This window comes from Streptomyces amritsarensis, assembly GCF_001953875.1.
Taxonomy (GTDB): Bacteria; Actinomycetota; Actinomycetes; order Streptomycetales; family Streptomycetaceae; genus Streptomyces; species Streptomyces amritsarensis.
Genome location: NZ_MQUR01000079.1, coordinates 1 through 15326, shown reverse-complemented (window position 1 = coordinate 15326; position 15326 = coordinate 1). Strand labels below are relative to the sequence as shown.

General features: G+C 70.1%; 15 protein-coding genes and 1 pseudogene. 8 read left to right on the top strand and 8 right to left on the bottom strand.

The window, feature by feature from the left end; all coding sequences use genetic code 11:
* Nucleotides 1–101: 101 nt before the first annotated feature.
* The 6 genes from AVW11_RS27055 to pknB all read left to right on the top strand — a co-directional run bounded on the left by AVW11_RS27055 (nucleotide 102) and on the right by pknB (nucleotide 8186).
* Entirely contained in the window at nucleotides 102–923 is an 822-nt protein-coding gene (locus tag AVW11_RS27055) for an FhaA domain-containing protein (RefSeq protein ID WP_030839211.1), read from the top strand.
* Nucleotides 924–933: 10 nt separating this feature from the next.
* Nucleotides 934–1437, top strand: coding sequence for an FHA domain-containing protein FhaB/FipA (locus AVW11_RS27050; protein WP_030839213.1), 504 nt, complete (start codon nucleotides 934–936; stop codon nucleotides 1435–1437).
* A gap of 93 nt (nucleotides 1438–1530) precedes the next feature.
* Nucleotides 1531–3039: a PP2C family protein-serine/threonine phosphatase gene (locus tag AVW11_RS27045; RefSeq protein ID WP_076046306.1), complete on the top strand. Its 1509-nt coding sequence runs from the start codon at nucleotides 1531–1533 to the stop codon at nucleotides 3037–3039.
* A 28-nt stretch (nucleotides 3040–3067) separates the two neighbouring features.
* Entirely contained in the window at nucleotides 3068–4492 is a 1425-nt protein-coding gene (locus AVW11_RS27040; RefSeq protein WP_030839220.1) for an FtsW/RodA/SpoVE family cell cycle protein, read from the top strand.
* The gene (locus AVW11_RS27035; RefSeq protein ID WP_030839223.1) at nucleotides 4489–5949 is read left to right on the top strand and encodes a peptidoglycan D,D-transpeptidase FtsI family protein; all 1461 of its coding nucleotides are present in this window, start codon (nucleotides 4489–4491) and stop codon (nucleotides 5947–5949) included. Before AVW11_RS27040 ends, AVW11_RS27035 begins: the two co-directional genes overlap by 4 nt.
* A gap of 200 nt (nucleotides 5950–6149) precedes the next feature.
* Nucleotides 6150–8186, top strand: coding sequence for a Stk1 family PASTA domain-containing Ser/Thr kinase (pknB, locus tag AVW11_RS27025; protein ID WP_060177143.1), 2037 nt, complete (start codon nucleotides 6150–6152; stop codon nucleotides 8184–8186).
* Between the two features lie 210 nt (nucleotides 8187–8396).
* Here pknB and AVW11_RS27020 read toward each other — a convergent pair whose 3' ends face one another.
* The 6 genes and pseudogenes from AVW11_RS27020 to AVW11_RS27000 all read right to left on the bottom strand — a co-directional run bounded on the left by AVW11_RS27020 (nucleotide 8397) and on the right by AVW11_RS27000 (nucleotide 12365).
* A complete protein-coding gene (locus AVW11_RS27020; protein WP_030839230.1) occupies nucleotides 8397–9122 on the bottom strand; it encodes a class E sortase in 726 nt (241 codons plus the stop codon).
* A gap of 14 nt (nucleotides 9123–9136) precedes the next feature.
* Nucleotides 9137–10012: pseudogene (locus AVW11_RS38065) on the bottom strand (class E sortase); the annotation flags it as partial.
* The gene (locus tag AVW11_RS27010; protein ID WP_030839242.1) at nucleotides 9955–10593 is read right to left on the bottom strand and encodes an aminodeoxychorismate/anthranilate synthase component II; all 639 of its coding nucleotides are present in this window, start codon (nucleotides 10591–10593) and stop codon (nucleotides 9955–9957) included. The pseudogene AVW11_RS38065 and the gene AVW11_RS27010, both read right to left, overlap by 58 nt.
* Nucleotides 10590–10766 (bottom strand): hypothetical protein, encoded by a 177-nt coding sequence (locus AVW11_RS37840; RefSeq protein WP_030011120.1) that lies wholly within the window; start codon nucleotides 10764–10766, stop codon nucleotides 10590–10592. Before AVW11_RS37840 ends, AVW11_RS27010 begins: the two co-directional genes overlap by 4 nt.
* 89 nt (nucleotides 10767–10855) lie before the next feature.
* Nucleotides 10856–11620: a class E sortase gene (locus AVW11_RS27005; protein ID WP_079250810.1), complete on the bottom strand. Its 765-nt coding sequence runs from the start codon at nucleotides 11618–11620 to the stop codon at nucleotides 10856–10858.
* On the bottom strand, nucleotides 11592–12365 hold the full coding sequence (locus AVW11_RS27000) for a DUF881 domain-containing protein (protein WP_030839248.1): 774 nt from the start codon (nucleotides 12363–12365) through the stop codon (nucleotides 11592–11594). The genes AVW11_RS27005 and AVW11_RS27000 overlap by 29 nt, the downstream gene beginning before the upstream one ends.
* A gap of 91 nt (nucleotides 12366–12456) precedes the next feature.
* On the opposite strand from AVW11_RS27000, the gene crgA reads away from it, so the two are divergent.
* Entirely contained in the window at nucleotides 12457–12711 is a 255-nt protein-coding gene (gene crgA, locus AVW11_RS26995; RefSeq protein WP_030762414.1) for a cell division protein CrgA, read from the top strand.
* A gap of 115 nt (nucleotides 12712–12826) precedes the next feature.
* Here the strand turns inward: crgA and AVW11_RS26990 are convergent, their stop codons facing one another.
* Both AVW11_RS26990 and AVW11_RS26985 read right to left on the bottom strand, forming a co-directional pair.
* Nucleotides 12827–13702: a rhomboid family intramembrane serine protease gene (locus AVW11_RS26990; RefSeq protein WP_060177144.1), complete on the bottom strand. Its 876-nt coding sequence runs from the start codon at nucleotides 13700–13702 to the stop codon at nucleotides 12827–12829.
* Nucleotides 13703–13862: 160 nt separating this feature from the next.
* Entirely contained in the window at nucleotides 13863–14390 is a 528-nt protein-coding gene (locus tag AVW11_RS26985) for a peptidylprolyl isomerase (protein ID WP_030839254.1), read from the bottom strand.
* A 147-nt stretch (nucleotides 14391–14537) separates the two neighbouring features.
* Between AVW11_RS26985 and AVW11_RS26980 the strand changes: the two genes are divergently transcribed.
* Entirely contained in the window at nucleotides 14538–15260 is a 723-nt protein-coding gene (locus tag AVW11_RS26980) for a DUF5324 family protein (RefSeq protein ID WP_107052204.1), read from the top strand.
* The last annotated feature ends 66 nt before the right edge of the window (nucleotides 15261–15326 follow it).

The following is a 15326-nucleotide window of genomic DNA, read 5'->3' as shown; positions in this document are numbered from 1 at the left end:
AACACTCGTCCTCACAGGAGCGATGGGGAACCACCCGAATCCGCCACGCGTGGATACGATCAGTAAGCAGTACAGGGCGACAACGACGGAGGAGGTGCCCCATGGGAGTTCTGAAGCGGTTCGAGCAGCGACTCGAAGGTCTGGTGAACGGCACCTTCGCCAAGGTGTTCAAGTCCGAGGTCCAGCCGGTGGAGATCGCCGGAGCCCTCCAGCGGGAGTGCGACAACAACGCCACCATCTGGAACCGCGAGCGGACCGTCGTCCCCAACGACTTCATCGTGGAGCTCAGCGCCGGCGACTACGACCGCCTGAGCCCCTACTCCGGGCAGCTCGGCGACGAGCTCGCGGGCCTCGTCCGCGACTACGCCAAGCAGCAGCGGTACAGCTTCATGGGCCCCATCAAGGTCCATCTGGAGAAGGCCGAGGACCTCGACACCGGGCTCTACCGGGTCCGCAGTCGCACCCTCGCCTCCAGCACCTCCCAGCCGCAGGGGGCACCGCCCTCCCCGGCGAGCGGCTACGGCTACCCTCCGGTCGCCGCACCGCCCATGCCCGCAGGCCCGCCCCCGGGCGGCCCCGGCGCGCGCCGACCCGCCCCGGGCGGTTCCGGCCCGGCGGCACCGGGAGCGGGGCCGGGCGGCCCGCGGCGGCACTGGATCGAGATCAACGGCACCCGCCACCAGATCTCGCGCCCCACGCTCGTACTCGGCCGAAGCACGGAAGCCGACGTGCGGATCGACGACCCCGGCGTATCGCGCCGGCACTGTGAGATCCGGACCGGAACGCCCTCGACGATCCAGGATCTCGGGTCCACCAACGGCATCGTGGTGGACGGGCAGCACACCACCCGCGCTACGCTCCGCGACGGCTCGCGGATCGTCGTGGGCAGCACCACCATCATTTACCGGCAAGCCGAAGGGTGAAGCGGGGGCAATGTCAGAGCTGACCCTGACGGTCATGCGGTTGGGTTTCCTGGCCGTTCTGTGGCTGTTCGTCATCGTGGCCGTCCAGGTCATCCGCAGCGATCTCTTCGGTACGAGAGTGACCCAGCGCGGCTCCTCCCGCCGCGGCGGCGCCGGCGGCGCCCCGCAGCAGGGCGGCGGCCGGCAGGCCGCTCCTCCGCAGCAGCGCCAGCGTCGTGGTGCGCCCACCAAGCTCGTCGTCTCCGAGGGCATCCTCACGGGTACCACCGTGGCCCTCGCCGGACAGACGATCACCCTGGGCCGCGCCCACGACTCCACGATCGTGCTGGACGACGACTACGCGTCCAGCCGCCATGCCAGGATCTACCCCGACCGTGACGGCCAGTGGATCGTCGAGGATCTCGGGTCCACCAACGGCACGTATCTCGACCGGACCCGGCTGACCACCCCGACGCCCATTCCGCCGGGCGCACCGATCCGCATCGGCAAGACCGTCATCGAGCTGCGGAAGTAGTACGAGAATGAGCGAGCGGAGCGAGCGCGCGGCGGTGATCCGTGCCACCGAGGACACGGACACGGGCGCGCTCCCGACCGGAGGGTGGGCAGTGTGGCTCGAGACCGGTTGTACCCGGAGGAAGCTTCGTCGACAGGGCAGGTGCGCATGAGTCTGTCCCTGCGGTTCGCAGCCGGATCCCACAAGGGCATGATCCGTGAGGGGAACGAGGACTCCGGCTACGCCGGCCCGCGTCTCCTGGCGATCGCCGACGGCATGGGCGGCCAGGCCGCCGGCGAGGTGGCGAGCTCCGAGGTGATCTCCACCCTCGTGCAGCTCGACGACGACGTCCCGGGCTCCGACATCCTCACCTCCCTCGCCACCGCCGTGCAGCGCGCCAACGACCAGCTGCGCGTCATGGTCGAGGAGGACCCCCAGCTCGAGGGCATGGGCACCACCCTCACCGCCCTGCTGTGGACCGGCCAGCGCCTGGGCCTCGTCCACGTCGGCGACTCCCGCGCCTACCTGCTCCGCGACGGCGTCCTCACGCAGATCACCCAGGACCACACCTGGGTGCAGCGCCTGGTCGACGAGGGCCGCATCACGGAGGAGGAGGCGACGACCCACCCGCAGCGCTCCCTCCTGATGCGCGCGCTGGGCAGCGGCGACATCGTCGAGCCCGACCTCTCCATCCGCGAGGTCCGCGCCGGCGACCGCTACCTGATCTGCTCCGACGGGCTCTCCGGCGTGGTCTCCCACCAGACCCTGGAAGAGACCCTCGCCGACTACCACGGCCCCCGCGAGACCGTGCAGTCCCTGATCCAGCTCGCGCTGCGCGGCGGCGGACCCGACAACATCACCTGCATCGTCGCCGACGTCCTCGACACCGACAGCGGCGACACCCTCGCCGCCCAGGTCAGCGACACCCCGGTGGTCGTCGGCGCGGTCGCCGAGAACCAGCACCAGCTCTTCGACAACAACAACGCCATGCAGACCCCGGCCGGCCGCGCCTCCGGTCTCGGCCGCCAGGCCCCGCCGCCCGCGGGCGCCTTCGGTCCTCCCGGCAGCGGCGACGCACCCGGCTACGGGTACGGCGACAACGGCCAGGGCGGCGGATACGGCTCGTTCGGCGAGGCCGACGGCTACGACGGCTCCGGCTACGACGACACGTACGACCACCCCCGCAGGCGCCGCAGCAAAGGGCGCAAGTGGACCACCCGCACCCTGACCCTGCTCGTCGTCGCCGGTGTCATCGGCGGCGGCCTCTACGCCGGCTGGCGCTGGACCCAGACCCAGTTCTACGTAGGCGTGAAGGGCGAGCACGTCGCACTCTTCCGCGGCATCAGCCCGAAGCTCGGACCGCTGGAGCTCTCCAAGGTGGAGACCGACCGCCCCGACATCGAACTGAAGTACCTGCCGCCCTTCAAGCGCAAGCTGGTCGAGGCCACCATCAGCGAGGGCAGCCTCGACGGGGCCCGCAAGAAGCTGGACGACCTCGGCGTCCAGGTCTCCGCCTGCAAGAAGGACGAAGAGCGCAGAGGCGCCGAGGCGCAGAACAGCCAGACACCCGGCCCCAGCCTGACTCCCGAGGAGCAGCAGCTGGTCGGCCTGTGCGGAAAGTAGCCCGCGGGCACAGGGGGCCTGCCACACCATGAGCGTTGTCACCAATACGACCACCATCGGCGCCATCGAGCTGCCGAGCCGGCGGAACACCGAGCTCCTGCTGCTCGCCTTCGCCGTGGTCATCCCGATCTTCGCCTACGCCAACGTGGGTCTGGCGATCCACGGCGAGCTGCCCCCCGGCATGTTCGCGTACGGGGCCGGCTTCGCCGTCCTCGCCGGCATAGCGCACTTCGTCGTGCGCCGGTACGCGAAGTACGCCGACCCGCTGCTGCTGCCGCTCGCCACCCTGCTGAACGGTCTCGGCGTCGTGCTGATCTGGCGCCTGGACCAGTCCGAGCGGCTGCAGAACCTCGCCAAGCGCAGCTTCGGCGCATTCTCGCCCTCCGCGCCCAACCAGATGCTCTACACGGCGCTCGCCATCGCCCTGTTCGCCGCCGTGCTGCTGATCCTCAAGGACCACCGCGTCCTGCAGCGGTTCACCTACATCTCCATGGCCGGCGCGCTGGTGCTGCTGATCCTGCCCGTCGTCCCGGGCCTGGGCGCCGACGTCTTCGGCGCCAAGATCTGGATCAGCGTCGGCGGCTTCTCCATCCAGCCCGGCGAGTTCGCGAAGATCGTCATCGCGATCTTCTTCGCCGGCTACCTGATGGTGAAGCGCGACGCGCTCGCGCTGGCCAGCCGCCGCTTCATGGGCCTCTACCTGCCGCGCGGCCGCGACCTCGGCCCGATCCTGATGATCTGGGCGATGAGCCTGCTGGTCCTGGTCTTCGAGAACGACCTCGGTACCTCGCTGCTCTTCTTCGGCATGTTCGTGATCATGCTGTACGTGGCCACCGAGCGCACCAGCTGGATCGTCATCGGCCTGCTGATGTCGGTCGGCGGCGCGGTCGTGGTGGCCTCCTTCGCCAGCCACGTCCAGGCCCGCGTCAACGCCTGGCTCGACCCCTTCGGCTGCTACACCACCTCGGGCGCCTGCGAGCAGGTCGGCCAGTCGATCATGAGCTTCGGTTCCGGCGGGGTCCTCGGCGCCGGATGGGGCCAGGGCAACTCCGACCTCATCGGCTTCGCCGCCAACTCCGACTTCATCTTCTCCACCGTCGGCGAAGAGCTCGGCCTCTCCGGCGTGATGGCCTTCCTGCTGATCTACGGGCTCATCATCGAGCGGGGCGTCCGCACCGCCCTCGCCGCCCGCGACCCGTTCGGCAAGCTCTTCGCCATCGGCCTCTCCGGCGCCTTCGCCCTCCAGATCTTCGTCGTCGCCGGCGGGGTCATGGGACTCATCCCCCTCACCGGCATGACGATGCCCTTCCTCGCGTCCGGCGGTTCCTCCGTCCTCGCGAACTGGATCCTCATCGCCGTCCTCATCCGGATCAGCGACACCGCCCGCCGACCGGCACCGGCCCCGGCCCCGTCCCCCGACTCCGAGATGACCCAGGTGGTCCGCCCGTCATGAACAAGCCCCTGCGCCGCATCTCGCTGTTCTGCGGGCTGCTCGTCCTCGCGCTGCTGATCCGGACCAACTGGCTGCAGTACGTCCAGGCCGAGGAACTCAGCACGCGCAAGGAGAACCGACGGGTCCAGATCGCCCAGTACGCCACCGAGCGCGGCAACATCATCGTCCAGGGCGAACCGATCACCGGTTCCACGGTCACCGACGGCAGCGACTACAAGTACAAGCGCACCTACAAGGACGGGGCCCTGTGGTCCCCCGTCACCGGGTACGCCTCGCAGGCCTTCGGCGCCACCCAGCTCGAATCGCTCGAGGACGGCATCCTCACCGGCAACGACGACCGGCTGTTCTTCGACCGCACCATCGGCATGTTCACCGGCGAGAAGAAGCAGGGCGGCAACGTCGTCACCACGCTCAACCGCGCCGCGCAGCAGGCCGCCTTCGAGAAGCTCGGCACCAAGAAGGGCGCGGTCGCCGCCATCGACCCGCGCACCGGCGCCATCCTCGCGCTGGTCTCCACCCCCTCGTACGACCCGTCCAGCTTCGCCGGCAACTCCAAGGCCGACGAGAAGGCCTGGGTCGAGCTGAAGGACAGCGAGGACAAGAAGCTCGTCAACCGCGCCCTGCGCGAGACCTACCCGCCCGGCTCCACCTTCAAGGTGGTCACCGCCGCGGCCGCGCTGGAGCACGGCGTGGTCAAGGGGATCGACGACCCGACGGACACCCCCGAGCCGTACATCCTGCCCGGCACCAAGACCCAGCTGCCCAACTCCCACACCGGGTGCGAGAAGGCCAGCCTGAACGAGGCGCTGCGGATCTCCTGCAACTCCGTCTTCGCGAACCTCGGTGACAAGGTCACCCGCGACAAGATGGTGGAGACGGCCGAGAAGTTCGGCTTCAACAACGACAAGATCGACACCCCGGTCCGCGCCTTCGCCAGCGTCTACGACAAGAAGATGGGCCGGGACGGCAACGCCCAGAGCTCGATCGGGCAGTTCAACACCGCCGCCACCCCGCTGCAGATGGCCATGGTCACCGCGGCGATCGCCAACGACGGCAAGCTGATGAAGCCCTACATGGTGGACCAGCTCACGGCCCCCAACCTGGACATCATCGAGAAGCACGAGCCGCAGGAGATGAGCCGGCCGCTGTCCGCGGACAACGCGCAGAAGGTCCAGCAGATGATGGTCAACGTCGTCGAGAAGGGCACCGGCGAGAAGGCCAGGATCAAGGGCGTGACGGTCGGCGGCAAGACCGGTACCGCCCAGCACGGCGAGGGCAACAAGAAGCGCCCGTACGCCTGGTTCATCTCCTACGCCGAGAACTCGGACGGCACCTCTCCCGTCGCCGTCGCCGTCGTCATCGAGGACAGCGAAGGCACCGCCCGTGACGACATCAGCGGTGGCGGTCTCGCCGCTCCCGTCGCCAAGGCGGTCATGGAAGCGGTGCTCAACGGCTGAGGGGGAGCAGGGGATCACGGGGCCGGCGACGTGACGCACGTCACTGAATCGGACCCGGATCCGCGCGTACGGTACCGGTCCAGTATCAGCCTGTGGCCACGAACCGATCACGGACGATCGGCCGGTAGCCTTTGCGCGAACAGCACACCGCCGGACCACACACAGGTGCGGTCGGGACTGACGGAGAGGGCTGCAACGTTATGGAAGAGCCGCGTCGCCTCGGCGGCCGGTACGAGCTGAGCCACGTGCTCGGCCGCGGTGGCATGGCCGAGGTCTACCTCGCCCACGACACCCGGCTCGGCCGTACCGTCGCCGTCAAGACCCTGCGCGCCGACCTCGCACGCGACCCGTCCTTCCAGGCCCGGTTCCGTCGCGAGGCCCAGTCGGCCGCGTCGCTGAACCACCCGGCGATCGTCGCCGTCTACGACACCGGCGAGGACTACGTCGACAACATCTCCATCCCGTACATCGTGATGGAGTACGTCGACGGTTCCACGCTGCGCGAGCTCCTGCACTCGGGCCGCAAGCTGCTGCCCGAGCGGACGCTGGAGATGTGCATCGGCATCCTCCAGGCCCTGGAGTACTCGCACCGCGCCGGCATCGTGCACCGTGACATCAAGCCCGCCAACGTGATGCTGACCCGCACCGGCCAGGTGAAGGTCATGGACTTCGGCATCGCCCGTGCCATGGGCGACTCCGGCATGACCATGACGCAGACGGCCGCCGTCATCGGCACCGCCCAGTACCTCTCCCCGGAGCAGGCCAAGGGCGAGCAGGTCGACGCGCGCTCCGACCTCTACTCCGCGGGCTGCCTGCTCTACGAGCTGCTGTGCGTGCGGCCCCCGTTCGTCGGCGACTCGCCCGTGGCCGTCGCCTACCAGCACGTACGGGAAGAGCCCCAGCCCCCGTCGAACTTCGACCCCGAGATCACGCCCGAGATGGACGCCATCGTCCTCAAGGCACTGGTCAAGGACCCCGATTACCGCTACCAGTCGGCGGACGAGATGCGCGCCGACATCGAGGCCTGCCTCGACGGCCAGCCCGTGGCCGCCACCGCCGCCATGGGCGCGGCCGGCTACGGCTACCCGCACGACCAGGGCCACGGCTACGGCCCGCAGGGCTACGACCAGCCCACCGCCGCCCTGCGCACCGCCGACCCCGGCGCCCAGACGTCGATGATGCCGCCCATGCCCCCGGGCGACGGCGGCTACGGCTACGGCGACCAGGGCCACGGCGGCTACGACCAGGGCCCGAACCGCCGCCAGAGCCAGAAGAAGAGCAGGGCGTCCACCGTGCTGCTCGTGGCGGCCGGCATCCTCGTCCTGGTCGGCGCGATCCTCATCGGCCGCTCCCTGTTCGGGGACACGGCGGACAACCGGCCCACCGTGCCCAAGGTCGTCGGCCAGTCGCTGGAAGAGGCGACGAAGAGCGTGGTGAACTCCAAGCTCAAGATGGTCAAGGGCGCCGACCAGCCCTGCGACGACCAGCCCAAGGGCAACGTCTGCAAGCAGGACCCGGCGGCCGGTCTCAAGGTCGACGAGGGCTCCACGGTCACGTTGACCATCTCCTCGGGCGCCCCGAAGATCTCCGTCGTCGACGTGCTCAACATGAAGTACGAAGAGGCCGAGAAGGCGCTGAAGGACAAGGGCTTCCAGGTCGACCGCAAGACCCAGGAGTCCGACCGCACCCCGGGGACCGTCCTGGAGCAGAACCCGAAGCCCGGCTCCGAGGCGGAGAAGAACAGCGTCATCACGCTGACCGTCGCCAAGGAGCAGTCCAAGTCCGAGGTCCCCGAGCTCAAGGGCAAGACCAAGGACGAGGCGGAGAAGGCCCTCAAGGCCGTCAACCTGCGGCTCGGCAGCGTCACGGAGTCCGAGCAGCCGGGTGCGGCTCCGGGCACGGTCGTCTTCCAGCAGTTCGCGGCCGGCCAGCAGCTGGAGCAGAACAAGACGGTGAACATCACCATCGCCAAGGCCTCACAGGCGACGGTCGTCCCGAACTTCTCCGGCCGGACGCTGGGCCAGTACAAGAACGACCTGCAGCGCGCCAACCTGCAGCTCGGCATTGTCGCCGGGCCGTCGGACGACAACGCGATCGTGGTGGGCACCAACCCGCAGCCCGGTACTCCCGGCACCTCGGGGCAGGCCGTCAACGTGGCCACGATCGCCGGACAGCAGGACGGCGGGAACGACGGCGGGGTCATCTCCGGCCTGACCGGCGGCCCGGGCCGCCGCTAGCACCGGCCGCGGCAGCGGCGCAGCGAGAAGGTCCGGCCCCCTCGACCGAGGGGGCCGGACCTTTTTTCATGCGCCCCGCGATTTCGTGCCCGGCGATCACCAAGGCCCGCAGGCGGCCGCCTGAGGGCCTGCCGGGGGCTCATGGGCCACCTGGGGCGCCGGGGGTGCCGCAGGCGCTCTCGGAGCCCTCCGTGGCCGTTCGGGCCTGTCTCAGCGCAGCTCTGCCGGAGGGGTCCGCTTCGCGTCCACCTTCTCCGTGCGGACCAGCTCGCCCCAGACGATGTACCGGTACTTCGAGGTGTAGACCGGTGTGCAGGTGGTGAGCGTGATGTACCGGCCCGGGGCGGTCCTGCCGGACTGCTTGGGGACCGGGGTGATCACGTCGGTGTTGTACTTCGAGGTCTGGCGCAGCTCCGCGAAGACCTTGTAGACGTACCAGGTGTCCCGGGTCTCGAAGACGACCGCGTCGCCGTTCTTCAGCTTGTCGATGTTGTGGAACTTCGCCCCGTGCCCGTCGCGGTGCGCGGCGAGCGAGAAATTGCCCTTCTCGTCCCACGGCAGCGCCGACTTCACCGGCTCCGTGTAGTAGCCGGCCACGCCGTCGTCGAGGATGTCCGGCGCCGTGCCCGCCTTGACGAGGACCTCGCCGTTCTTCATCGCGGGCACGTGCAGGAAGCCGATCCCGCCGCGGGTGTCGAGCGCCCCCGGGCCGGCCTGCTCGGGGGCCTGCTCCTGCCAGTGCCGGCGGATCTCCTCGCCGCGCGCGGCGGCCTGCCGGTCCGCGAGGACGTTCGTCCACCACAGGGAGTAGGCCACGAACAGGCCCAGCACCAGGCCCAGCGTGATCAGGACCTCGCCCAGCAGGCTCAGGAACCCGGCGAGCACACTGCGGCTGCCGGCGGGCGGGGCCGCGGCGCGGCGGCGGGCACGTGACACTGCTTGATTCGTCCTTAGCTGGTCAGCGCGGGCGGCGGGCCCTGGCTGCGGGGGCGTTCCTCGGTCATCCTGCCCCATACGATCATCCGGTAGGTGCTGGTGAACTCCGGGGTGCAGGTGGTCAGCGTGATGTACCGGCCCTCGGAAGTGAACCCCGAGCCCTCCGGCACGGGCTTGATCACCCCGATGTTCGTCGGCGGCGTCTGTGCCAGCGACGAGGTCATCTCGTACGTGTAGTAGGCGTCCCGGGTCTCGACCACGACGGGGTCCCCCGGCACCAGCCGGTTGATGTAGCGGAACGGCTCCCCGTGGGTGTTGCGGTGTCCGGCGACCGCGAAGTTGCCCTGCTTGTCGGACGGCATCGCGGTCTTCAGCGCGCCCTCGCCGTAGTGCCCGACCATGCCCCGGTCCAGGACCTTCGGCTTGCTGATGCCCTCGGCCACCGGGACCTTCACGTCCAGCTTGGGGATGTGGAGGATCGCGAAGCCCTGGCCCGGCTCGAAGGCCGTCACGGGCGGTGCGGCCGCCCCGCCGTCCGGCGGCCTCTCCCAGGTCTGCCGCAGCGAGCCCGCGGCGCCGTTCGCCGTCCGCTGCGCCACCACGTTCGTGTACCAGAGCTGGTAGGCGACGAACAACAGCATCACCAGGCCCACCGTGATGAAGAGCTCCCCGCCCAGCCGGCTCGCGACGACCGCCGGGCCGCCGGACGCCGGCCGCTTGCGCCGCCGCCCGCCCCGCCTCCGGTTGTTCCTGGCGGCCCGTTTCGCGGCCTCCTGAGCTGCCCTGCGTCGCGCGGCCCGGCCCTCGGTGGGCGCGGACGGCGCGACCGTCGTCACGCGACGGCCTTGCCCACCACCGGGGCCAGCCCCACCGAGCGCTCCACCGCGCCGGCGTCACCGCACCGGACGAGCCAGTTCGCGAGCATCCGGTGGCCCCATTCGGTCAGCACCGACTCGGGGTGGAACTGCACGCCCTCGACGTCGTGCTCCCGGTGGCGCAGGCCCATGATGATCCCGTCCTCGGTCCGGGCCGTGACCTCCAGGACGTCGGGCAGGGTCTCGGGCTCGGCCGCGAGGGAGTGATACCGGGTCGCGGTGAACGGCGAGGGCAGGCCTTCGAACACGCCCAGGCCCCCGTGCACGACGGGGGAGGTCTTGCCGTGCAGCAGCTCGGGGGCCCGGCCCACGACGCCTCCGTAGGCGACCGTCATCGACTGCATGCCGAGGCACACGCCGAAGACGGGGACGCCGGTGTCGGCGCAGTGCCGGACCATGTCGACGCAGACGCCGGCCTCCTCGGGCGTGCCCGGCCCCGGGGAGAGCAGTACGCCGTCGAATCCGTCCTGTGCGTGCGCGAGGGCGACCTCGTCGTTGCGCAGCACCTCGCACTCAGCTCCGAGCTGGTAGAGGTACTGGACCAGGTTGAAGACGAAGCTGTCGTAGTTGTCGACCACCAGAATGCGTGCGCTCACGGAGTGGCTCCCGATCCCTCGTCCACCGTCACATCGTTGAACGGAAGGAGCGGCTCGGCCCACGGGAAGACGTACTGGAACAGCACGAAGACCACGGCGAGGACCAAGACGAGGGAGATCAGCGCGCGTACCCACGCGTTGCCCGGCAAGTGCCGCCAGATCCAGCCGTACATGCCGCCTGATTCCTTTTCGTCCACATTCGTTCAACGCACCGCTGGGGCGGTACGCCAACAGACTAAAGGCAGCGGCCCGACCGAGGGGGTCACCTGGACGAACCCTCCGGTCCGCCCTGCCCGGCGGAGCGCGTCCCGGTCAGTTCCGCCCAGACCACCAGCCGGTGGCTGTGTCCCCATTCCGGGTCGCAGGTGGTCAGCGTCAGGTACCGGCCCGGTGCCGTGAACGGGGACTTCCGCGGGACCGGGTCGACCACCCCGACGTCGGTGGGCAGGGTGCGCAGGGGCCCTCCCCGGATCGTGTACGTGTACCAGGTGCCCGCGCCCTTGAGGATCACCTCGTCCCCCCGGCGCAGCTTCGGGAAGTCCTTGAAGGGGTCTCCGTAGGTGCGGCGGTGGCCGGCCACGGAGAAGTTCCCCACCGCTCCGAGGCGGGCGGTGGCGGCGTAGTGGCCCAGGCCCTTCTTCAGCAGCTCGGGATCCGTGCCCTCCAGGACGGGCCGGACCCAGTCCGGCCCGAAGCGCGGGACGTACATCTCGGCGAAGGCCCGGCCCGCGGGGTGGCGCGGCTCCTCCGGGGCCGCGGACGCGGCCGGCTGCGGTGCGGTGGCCGCCTCGGGGGCCGCGGCCGGGGCCGCCTGCGGTGCGGTGGCCGCCCAGCTGTCGCGCAGCCGGGCCATCTCGCCTTCCGCGGCCCGGTCCGCCTTCACCCCGGTCCACAGCAGGACGTAGGCCACGAAGAGCACGATCAGGGTGCCCGCCGTCAGGCACACCTCGCTGACCGTCCGCACCGCCAGGCGCAGTACGGCGTCGGGACGGGCCCGGTCACGGGGTGGTGCCCACCGGCTTCGCATAGTGGAGGTCCACTGTGCCGGAGTAGGGGGGAAGTGTCAGCGCCTTGTGCTCGTCCACTTTCCAGCCCAGGCCGTAGGCGTTGACGTACGCCTGGTAGTTCTGCAGGGCCGGGGAGGCGGCGAGGGCCTTTTTCAGCGCCGCCGGGTCGCCGACCGCCGAGATCTTGTACGGGGGCGAGTAGACGCGGCCCTGGAGGATCAGGGTGTTGCCCACGCAGCGCACCGCGCTGGTGGAGATCAGCCGCTGGTCCATGACCTGGATGCCCTCGGCGCCGCCCTGCCACAGGGCGTTCACCACGGCCTGGAGGTCCTGCTGGTGGATCACCAGGTCGTTGGGCTGCGGCTCGGGGACGTTGGGAATGCGGGCCGTGGCGTTCGGCGGGGCGTCGTTGAGGGTGACGCTCAGGCCCTTGCCGGAGAGCTCCTCGGTGCCCGAGGCGGCGCGCAGGGCGGCCAGCTTCGCGTCCTCGGCCCTGGTGCTGCCGTCGTCGCGGTCGGCGAGGGCGTCCACGCGGCGGCGGGCCGCTCCGGTGCTCTGCTCCAGCTCCGCGTTGTCCTGGCTGCGTTCCTTGATGAGGTCGGACAGCTTCAGGAGGGAGGCGTCCGTCCGGATGTTCGTACCCTTGGAAGTGTTGAAACTGGTGACGAAGAGCAGCCCGGCCAGGGCGAAGACGGCGGCCGTCAGCAACCGGACCGGCCTGGCCCGGCGACGGGGACCCGCGGAGGAGTCGTCTGAATTGCTCAACGTACCCTTCTCCTTCAACGCCACAGGTCCACTACGCTAACGGACGCCCGGGGCAGGCAAGGTCCCCAGCGCATCGACAGGAGAGCCCCTCGTGCCGAAGTCACGTATCCGCAAGAAGGACGACTACACCCCGCCGCCCACGCGGCAGCCGCAGAGCATCCGGCTGACGAACCGCAGCTGGGTCGCCCCGGTCATGCTGGCGTTCTTCCTGATCGGTCTCGCGTGGATCGTCGTCTTCTACGTGACCGAGACCCAGCTGCCGGTCGAGGCCCTGGGCAACTGGAACATCGTGGTCGGTTTCGGCTTCATCGCGGCGGGGTTCGGCGTTTCCACGCAGTGGAAGTAGCACCTCGCAGTCCCTGACGGAAGCTCTCCCCATGAGTTATCCACAGCGTCATCCACACCTGAGGAAAAGACAGAAGATCTGTGGATAACTCTGTGGAGAGTTGACGCCGGTGTGATCAGGTGAGTTCCGCCGTACGGAGCATGATCAGGGCCGCTGCCAGCAGGAACACCACAGCACAGGTGCCCCACTGGACGAGTGCGCGATGCCTGGCCGCGGTCGGTGTGAGCATGCCCAGCCCGACCAGGGCGCCGGTGATCAGCCCGCCCACGTGGGCCTGCCAGGACACGTTGAGGGTGCCGCCGAAGGGGAAGAAGGTCAGCACCAGCATCAGCACGACCATGACGATCACCGGCCGCATCTCGTACCGCAGCCGCCGCGCCAGCACCACCGTGGCGCCGAGCAGGCCGAAGACGGCTCCGGAGGCGCCGAGGGTCGGCGTGTTCGGCTCCGTCAGCAGGTAGACGAGGGCGCTGCCGCCCAGGCCCGAGAGCAGGTAGACGGCGAGGTAGCGGGCGCGGCCCAGGGCCGCCTCCAGCGGGCCGCCGATGACCCACAGGCCGATCATGTTGCCGATGATGTGCCACCACTCGACGTGCAGGAACACCGAGGTCAGCAGCCGGTGGTACTGGCCGGTGGAGACCCCTTCCACAGGAGCGCCGAAGTACTCGACGTAGCGGCCGAGCAGCTCGAGCTGGATCACGGTCGCAGGTGCCGCGAGGCCGGCGAGGAACACCGCGACATTGATGCCGATGAGGATCTTGGTGACCAGGTGGGGGTCGTCGGCGACCACCCCGCCGGCGATGGTGCGCGGCGCGTTGGCGGCGGGCCGGTGCCCGGTGCCGGAGCCCTGGCGGACGCACTCGGGGCACTGGAAGCCCACCGAGGCGCTGATCATGCACTCCGGGCAGATGGGGCGCTCGCAGCGGGTGCAGCTGATCCCCGTGTCGCGGTCCGGGTGGCGGTAGCAGCCCGGCAGACGGTCGGTGTCCATCGGTCCCCTCGGTCGGCGGCGGGGCAGGGCGTGTGCACCCCGCCGGTCCGGTACGTATCCAGTACGGACGGGCGGGGCGGAAAGGTTCCCGGGAGCCGGGGCGCTGCGGCGCGGGGCCGGGACGGAGCGAGGCCGGCGCGGGGCCGGGGCGGAGCGGTCCTCAGCGCCTCTCGACGACGACGGACTTGATGATCACGTCCTCCAGCGGCCGCTCGGTGCGCGAGTTGGTGGCGCCGGCGGCGATGGCGTCCACGACCTTGCGGCTCGCCGGGTCGGTGACCTCGCCGAAGATGGTGTGCTTGCGCGTCAGCCAGGCGGTCGGGGCGACGGTGATGAAGAACTGCGAGCCGTTGGTGCCCGGGCCGGCGTTGGCCATGGCGAGCAGGTACGGCTTGGTGAAGGCAAGGTCGGGGTGGAACTCGTCGGCGAACGCGTAGCCCGGACCGCCGGTGCCGTTGCCGAGCGGGTCACCGCCCTGGATCATGAAGCCGCTGATGACGCGGTGGAAGACGGTGCCGTCGTAGAGCGGGTCCGTGGTCTTCTGGCCGTCCGTGGGACGGGTCCACTCGCGGGCGCCCGTGGCGAGCTCGACGAAGTTCCGGACGGTCTTCGGAGCGAAGTTCTCCAGCAGCTCGATCTCGATGTCGCCGTGGGTGGTCTTCAGGGTGGCGTAGAGCTTCTCGGCCACGGATCTGCCTTCCATAGTCATCACTGTCGGTCCAGATGGTCGCACGGAGGGCTCCGCAGCGCTGAAATCGTCCACCCGTATGCCCTGTCACGCATGCCTGTCGGCGTTATGGAAGGCATGATCCGACAAAGGGTGGAAAGGTGAACTGTGTCCGCCACCGAGGAGGAGGATCCCGTGACCGGCAAGGACAGCGCGCGCCTGGCAGCCGAGAGCGCCAGGGAGAGCGTGCGGTACGCGGCTGAAATGGTGGCGCCGTACGCGGAATCCGCCAGGGACGCTGCGGTGCACTACGCGCACGAGGCCAACGAACGGCTGACGCCGATGGTGTCCCACGCGGCCACCGGCGCCGCGCGCCAAGCCCGGATGACCTACGACTGCCATCTGCATCCGCGTCTGAAGGCGGCGCGGGCGCACGTGCCGCCACCCGTGGACCGGGCTGCGACCAAGGCGGTCCACCAGACGCTGCTGGCGGCACGTCAGGCGGCCGACTACACGCAGCCGAAGATCGAGAGCGCGATCGCGGCCGCCACACCCGTGGCCGAGGAGGCCGCGTCGCGCTCGACCGCGGCGCTGGCGGCGCTGCGCGGCCAGGTGACGGCCAAGGAAGTGCAGAAGCTCGTGCGCAAGCACGAGCGGGCACGCCGCCGCGGCAAGGTGCTGCGCGGAGCCGCGCTCGTCGGCCTGCTCGCGGCCGGCGCCTACCTGGCGTGGCGCTGGTGGGACCAGCAGTCCAACCCGGACTGGCTGGTCGAGCCGCCCGCGGCGACCGAGCTGTCGGACCGCGACGCCGCGCCGGCGAGCTTCGACGACGAGCTGGCGGAGAAGGAGCGCGAGGCGGGTGCGGGCCCGGAGCCCGACTCGGCCCCGTAGGCCGGTGGACCGCCCCCGGCGGTCGGCGCGCGGCGCGCAAGGGCCCGGTCCCGAGAGGGACCGGGC

Excerpts from the sequence above, each read along its gene's own strand:
- AVW11_RS27055 (WP_030839211.1), top strand. The coding sequence starts at position 102 with ATGGGAGTTCTGAAGCGGTTCGAGCAGCGACTCGAAGGTCTGGTGAAC.
- AVW11_RS27050 (WP_030839213.1), top strand. The coding sequence starts at position 934 with ATGTCAGAGCTGACCCTGACGGTCATGCGGTTGGGTTTCCTGGCCGTT.
- AVW11_RS27040 (WP_030839220.1), top strand. The coding sequence starts at position 3,068 with ATGAGCGTTGTCACCAATACGACCACCATCGGCGCCATCGAGCTGCCG.
- AVW11_RS27035 (WP_030839223.1), top strand. The coding sequence starts at position 4,489 with ATGAACAAGCCCCTGCGCCGCATCTCGCTGTTCTGCGGGCTGCTCGTC.
- pknB (WP_060177143.1), top strand. The coding sequence starts at position 6,150 with ATGGAAGAGCCGCGTCGCCTCGGCGGCCGGTACGAGCTGAGCCACGTG.
- AVW11_RS37840 (WP_030011120.1), bottom strand. The coding sequence starts at position 10,766 with ATGTACGGCTGGATCTGGCGGCACTTGCCGGGCAACGCGTGGGTACGC.
- AVW11_RS27005 (WP_079250810.1), bottom strand. The coding sequence starts at position 11,620 with ATGCGAAGCCGGTGGGCACCACCCCGTGACCGGGCCCGTCCCGACGCC.
- AVW11_RS26990 (WP_060177144.1), bottom strand. The coding sequence starts at position 13,702 with ATGGACACCGACCGTCTGCCGGGCTGCTACCGCCACCCGGACCGCGAC.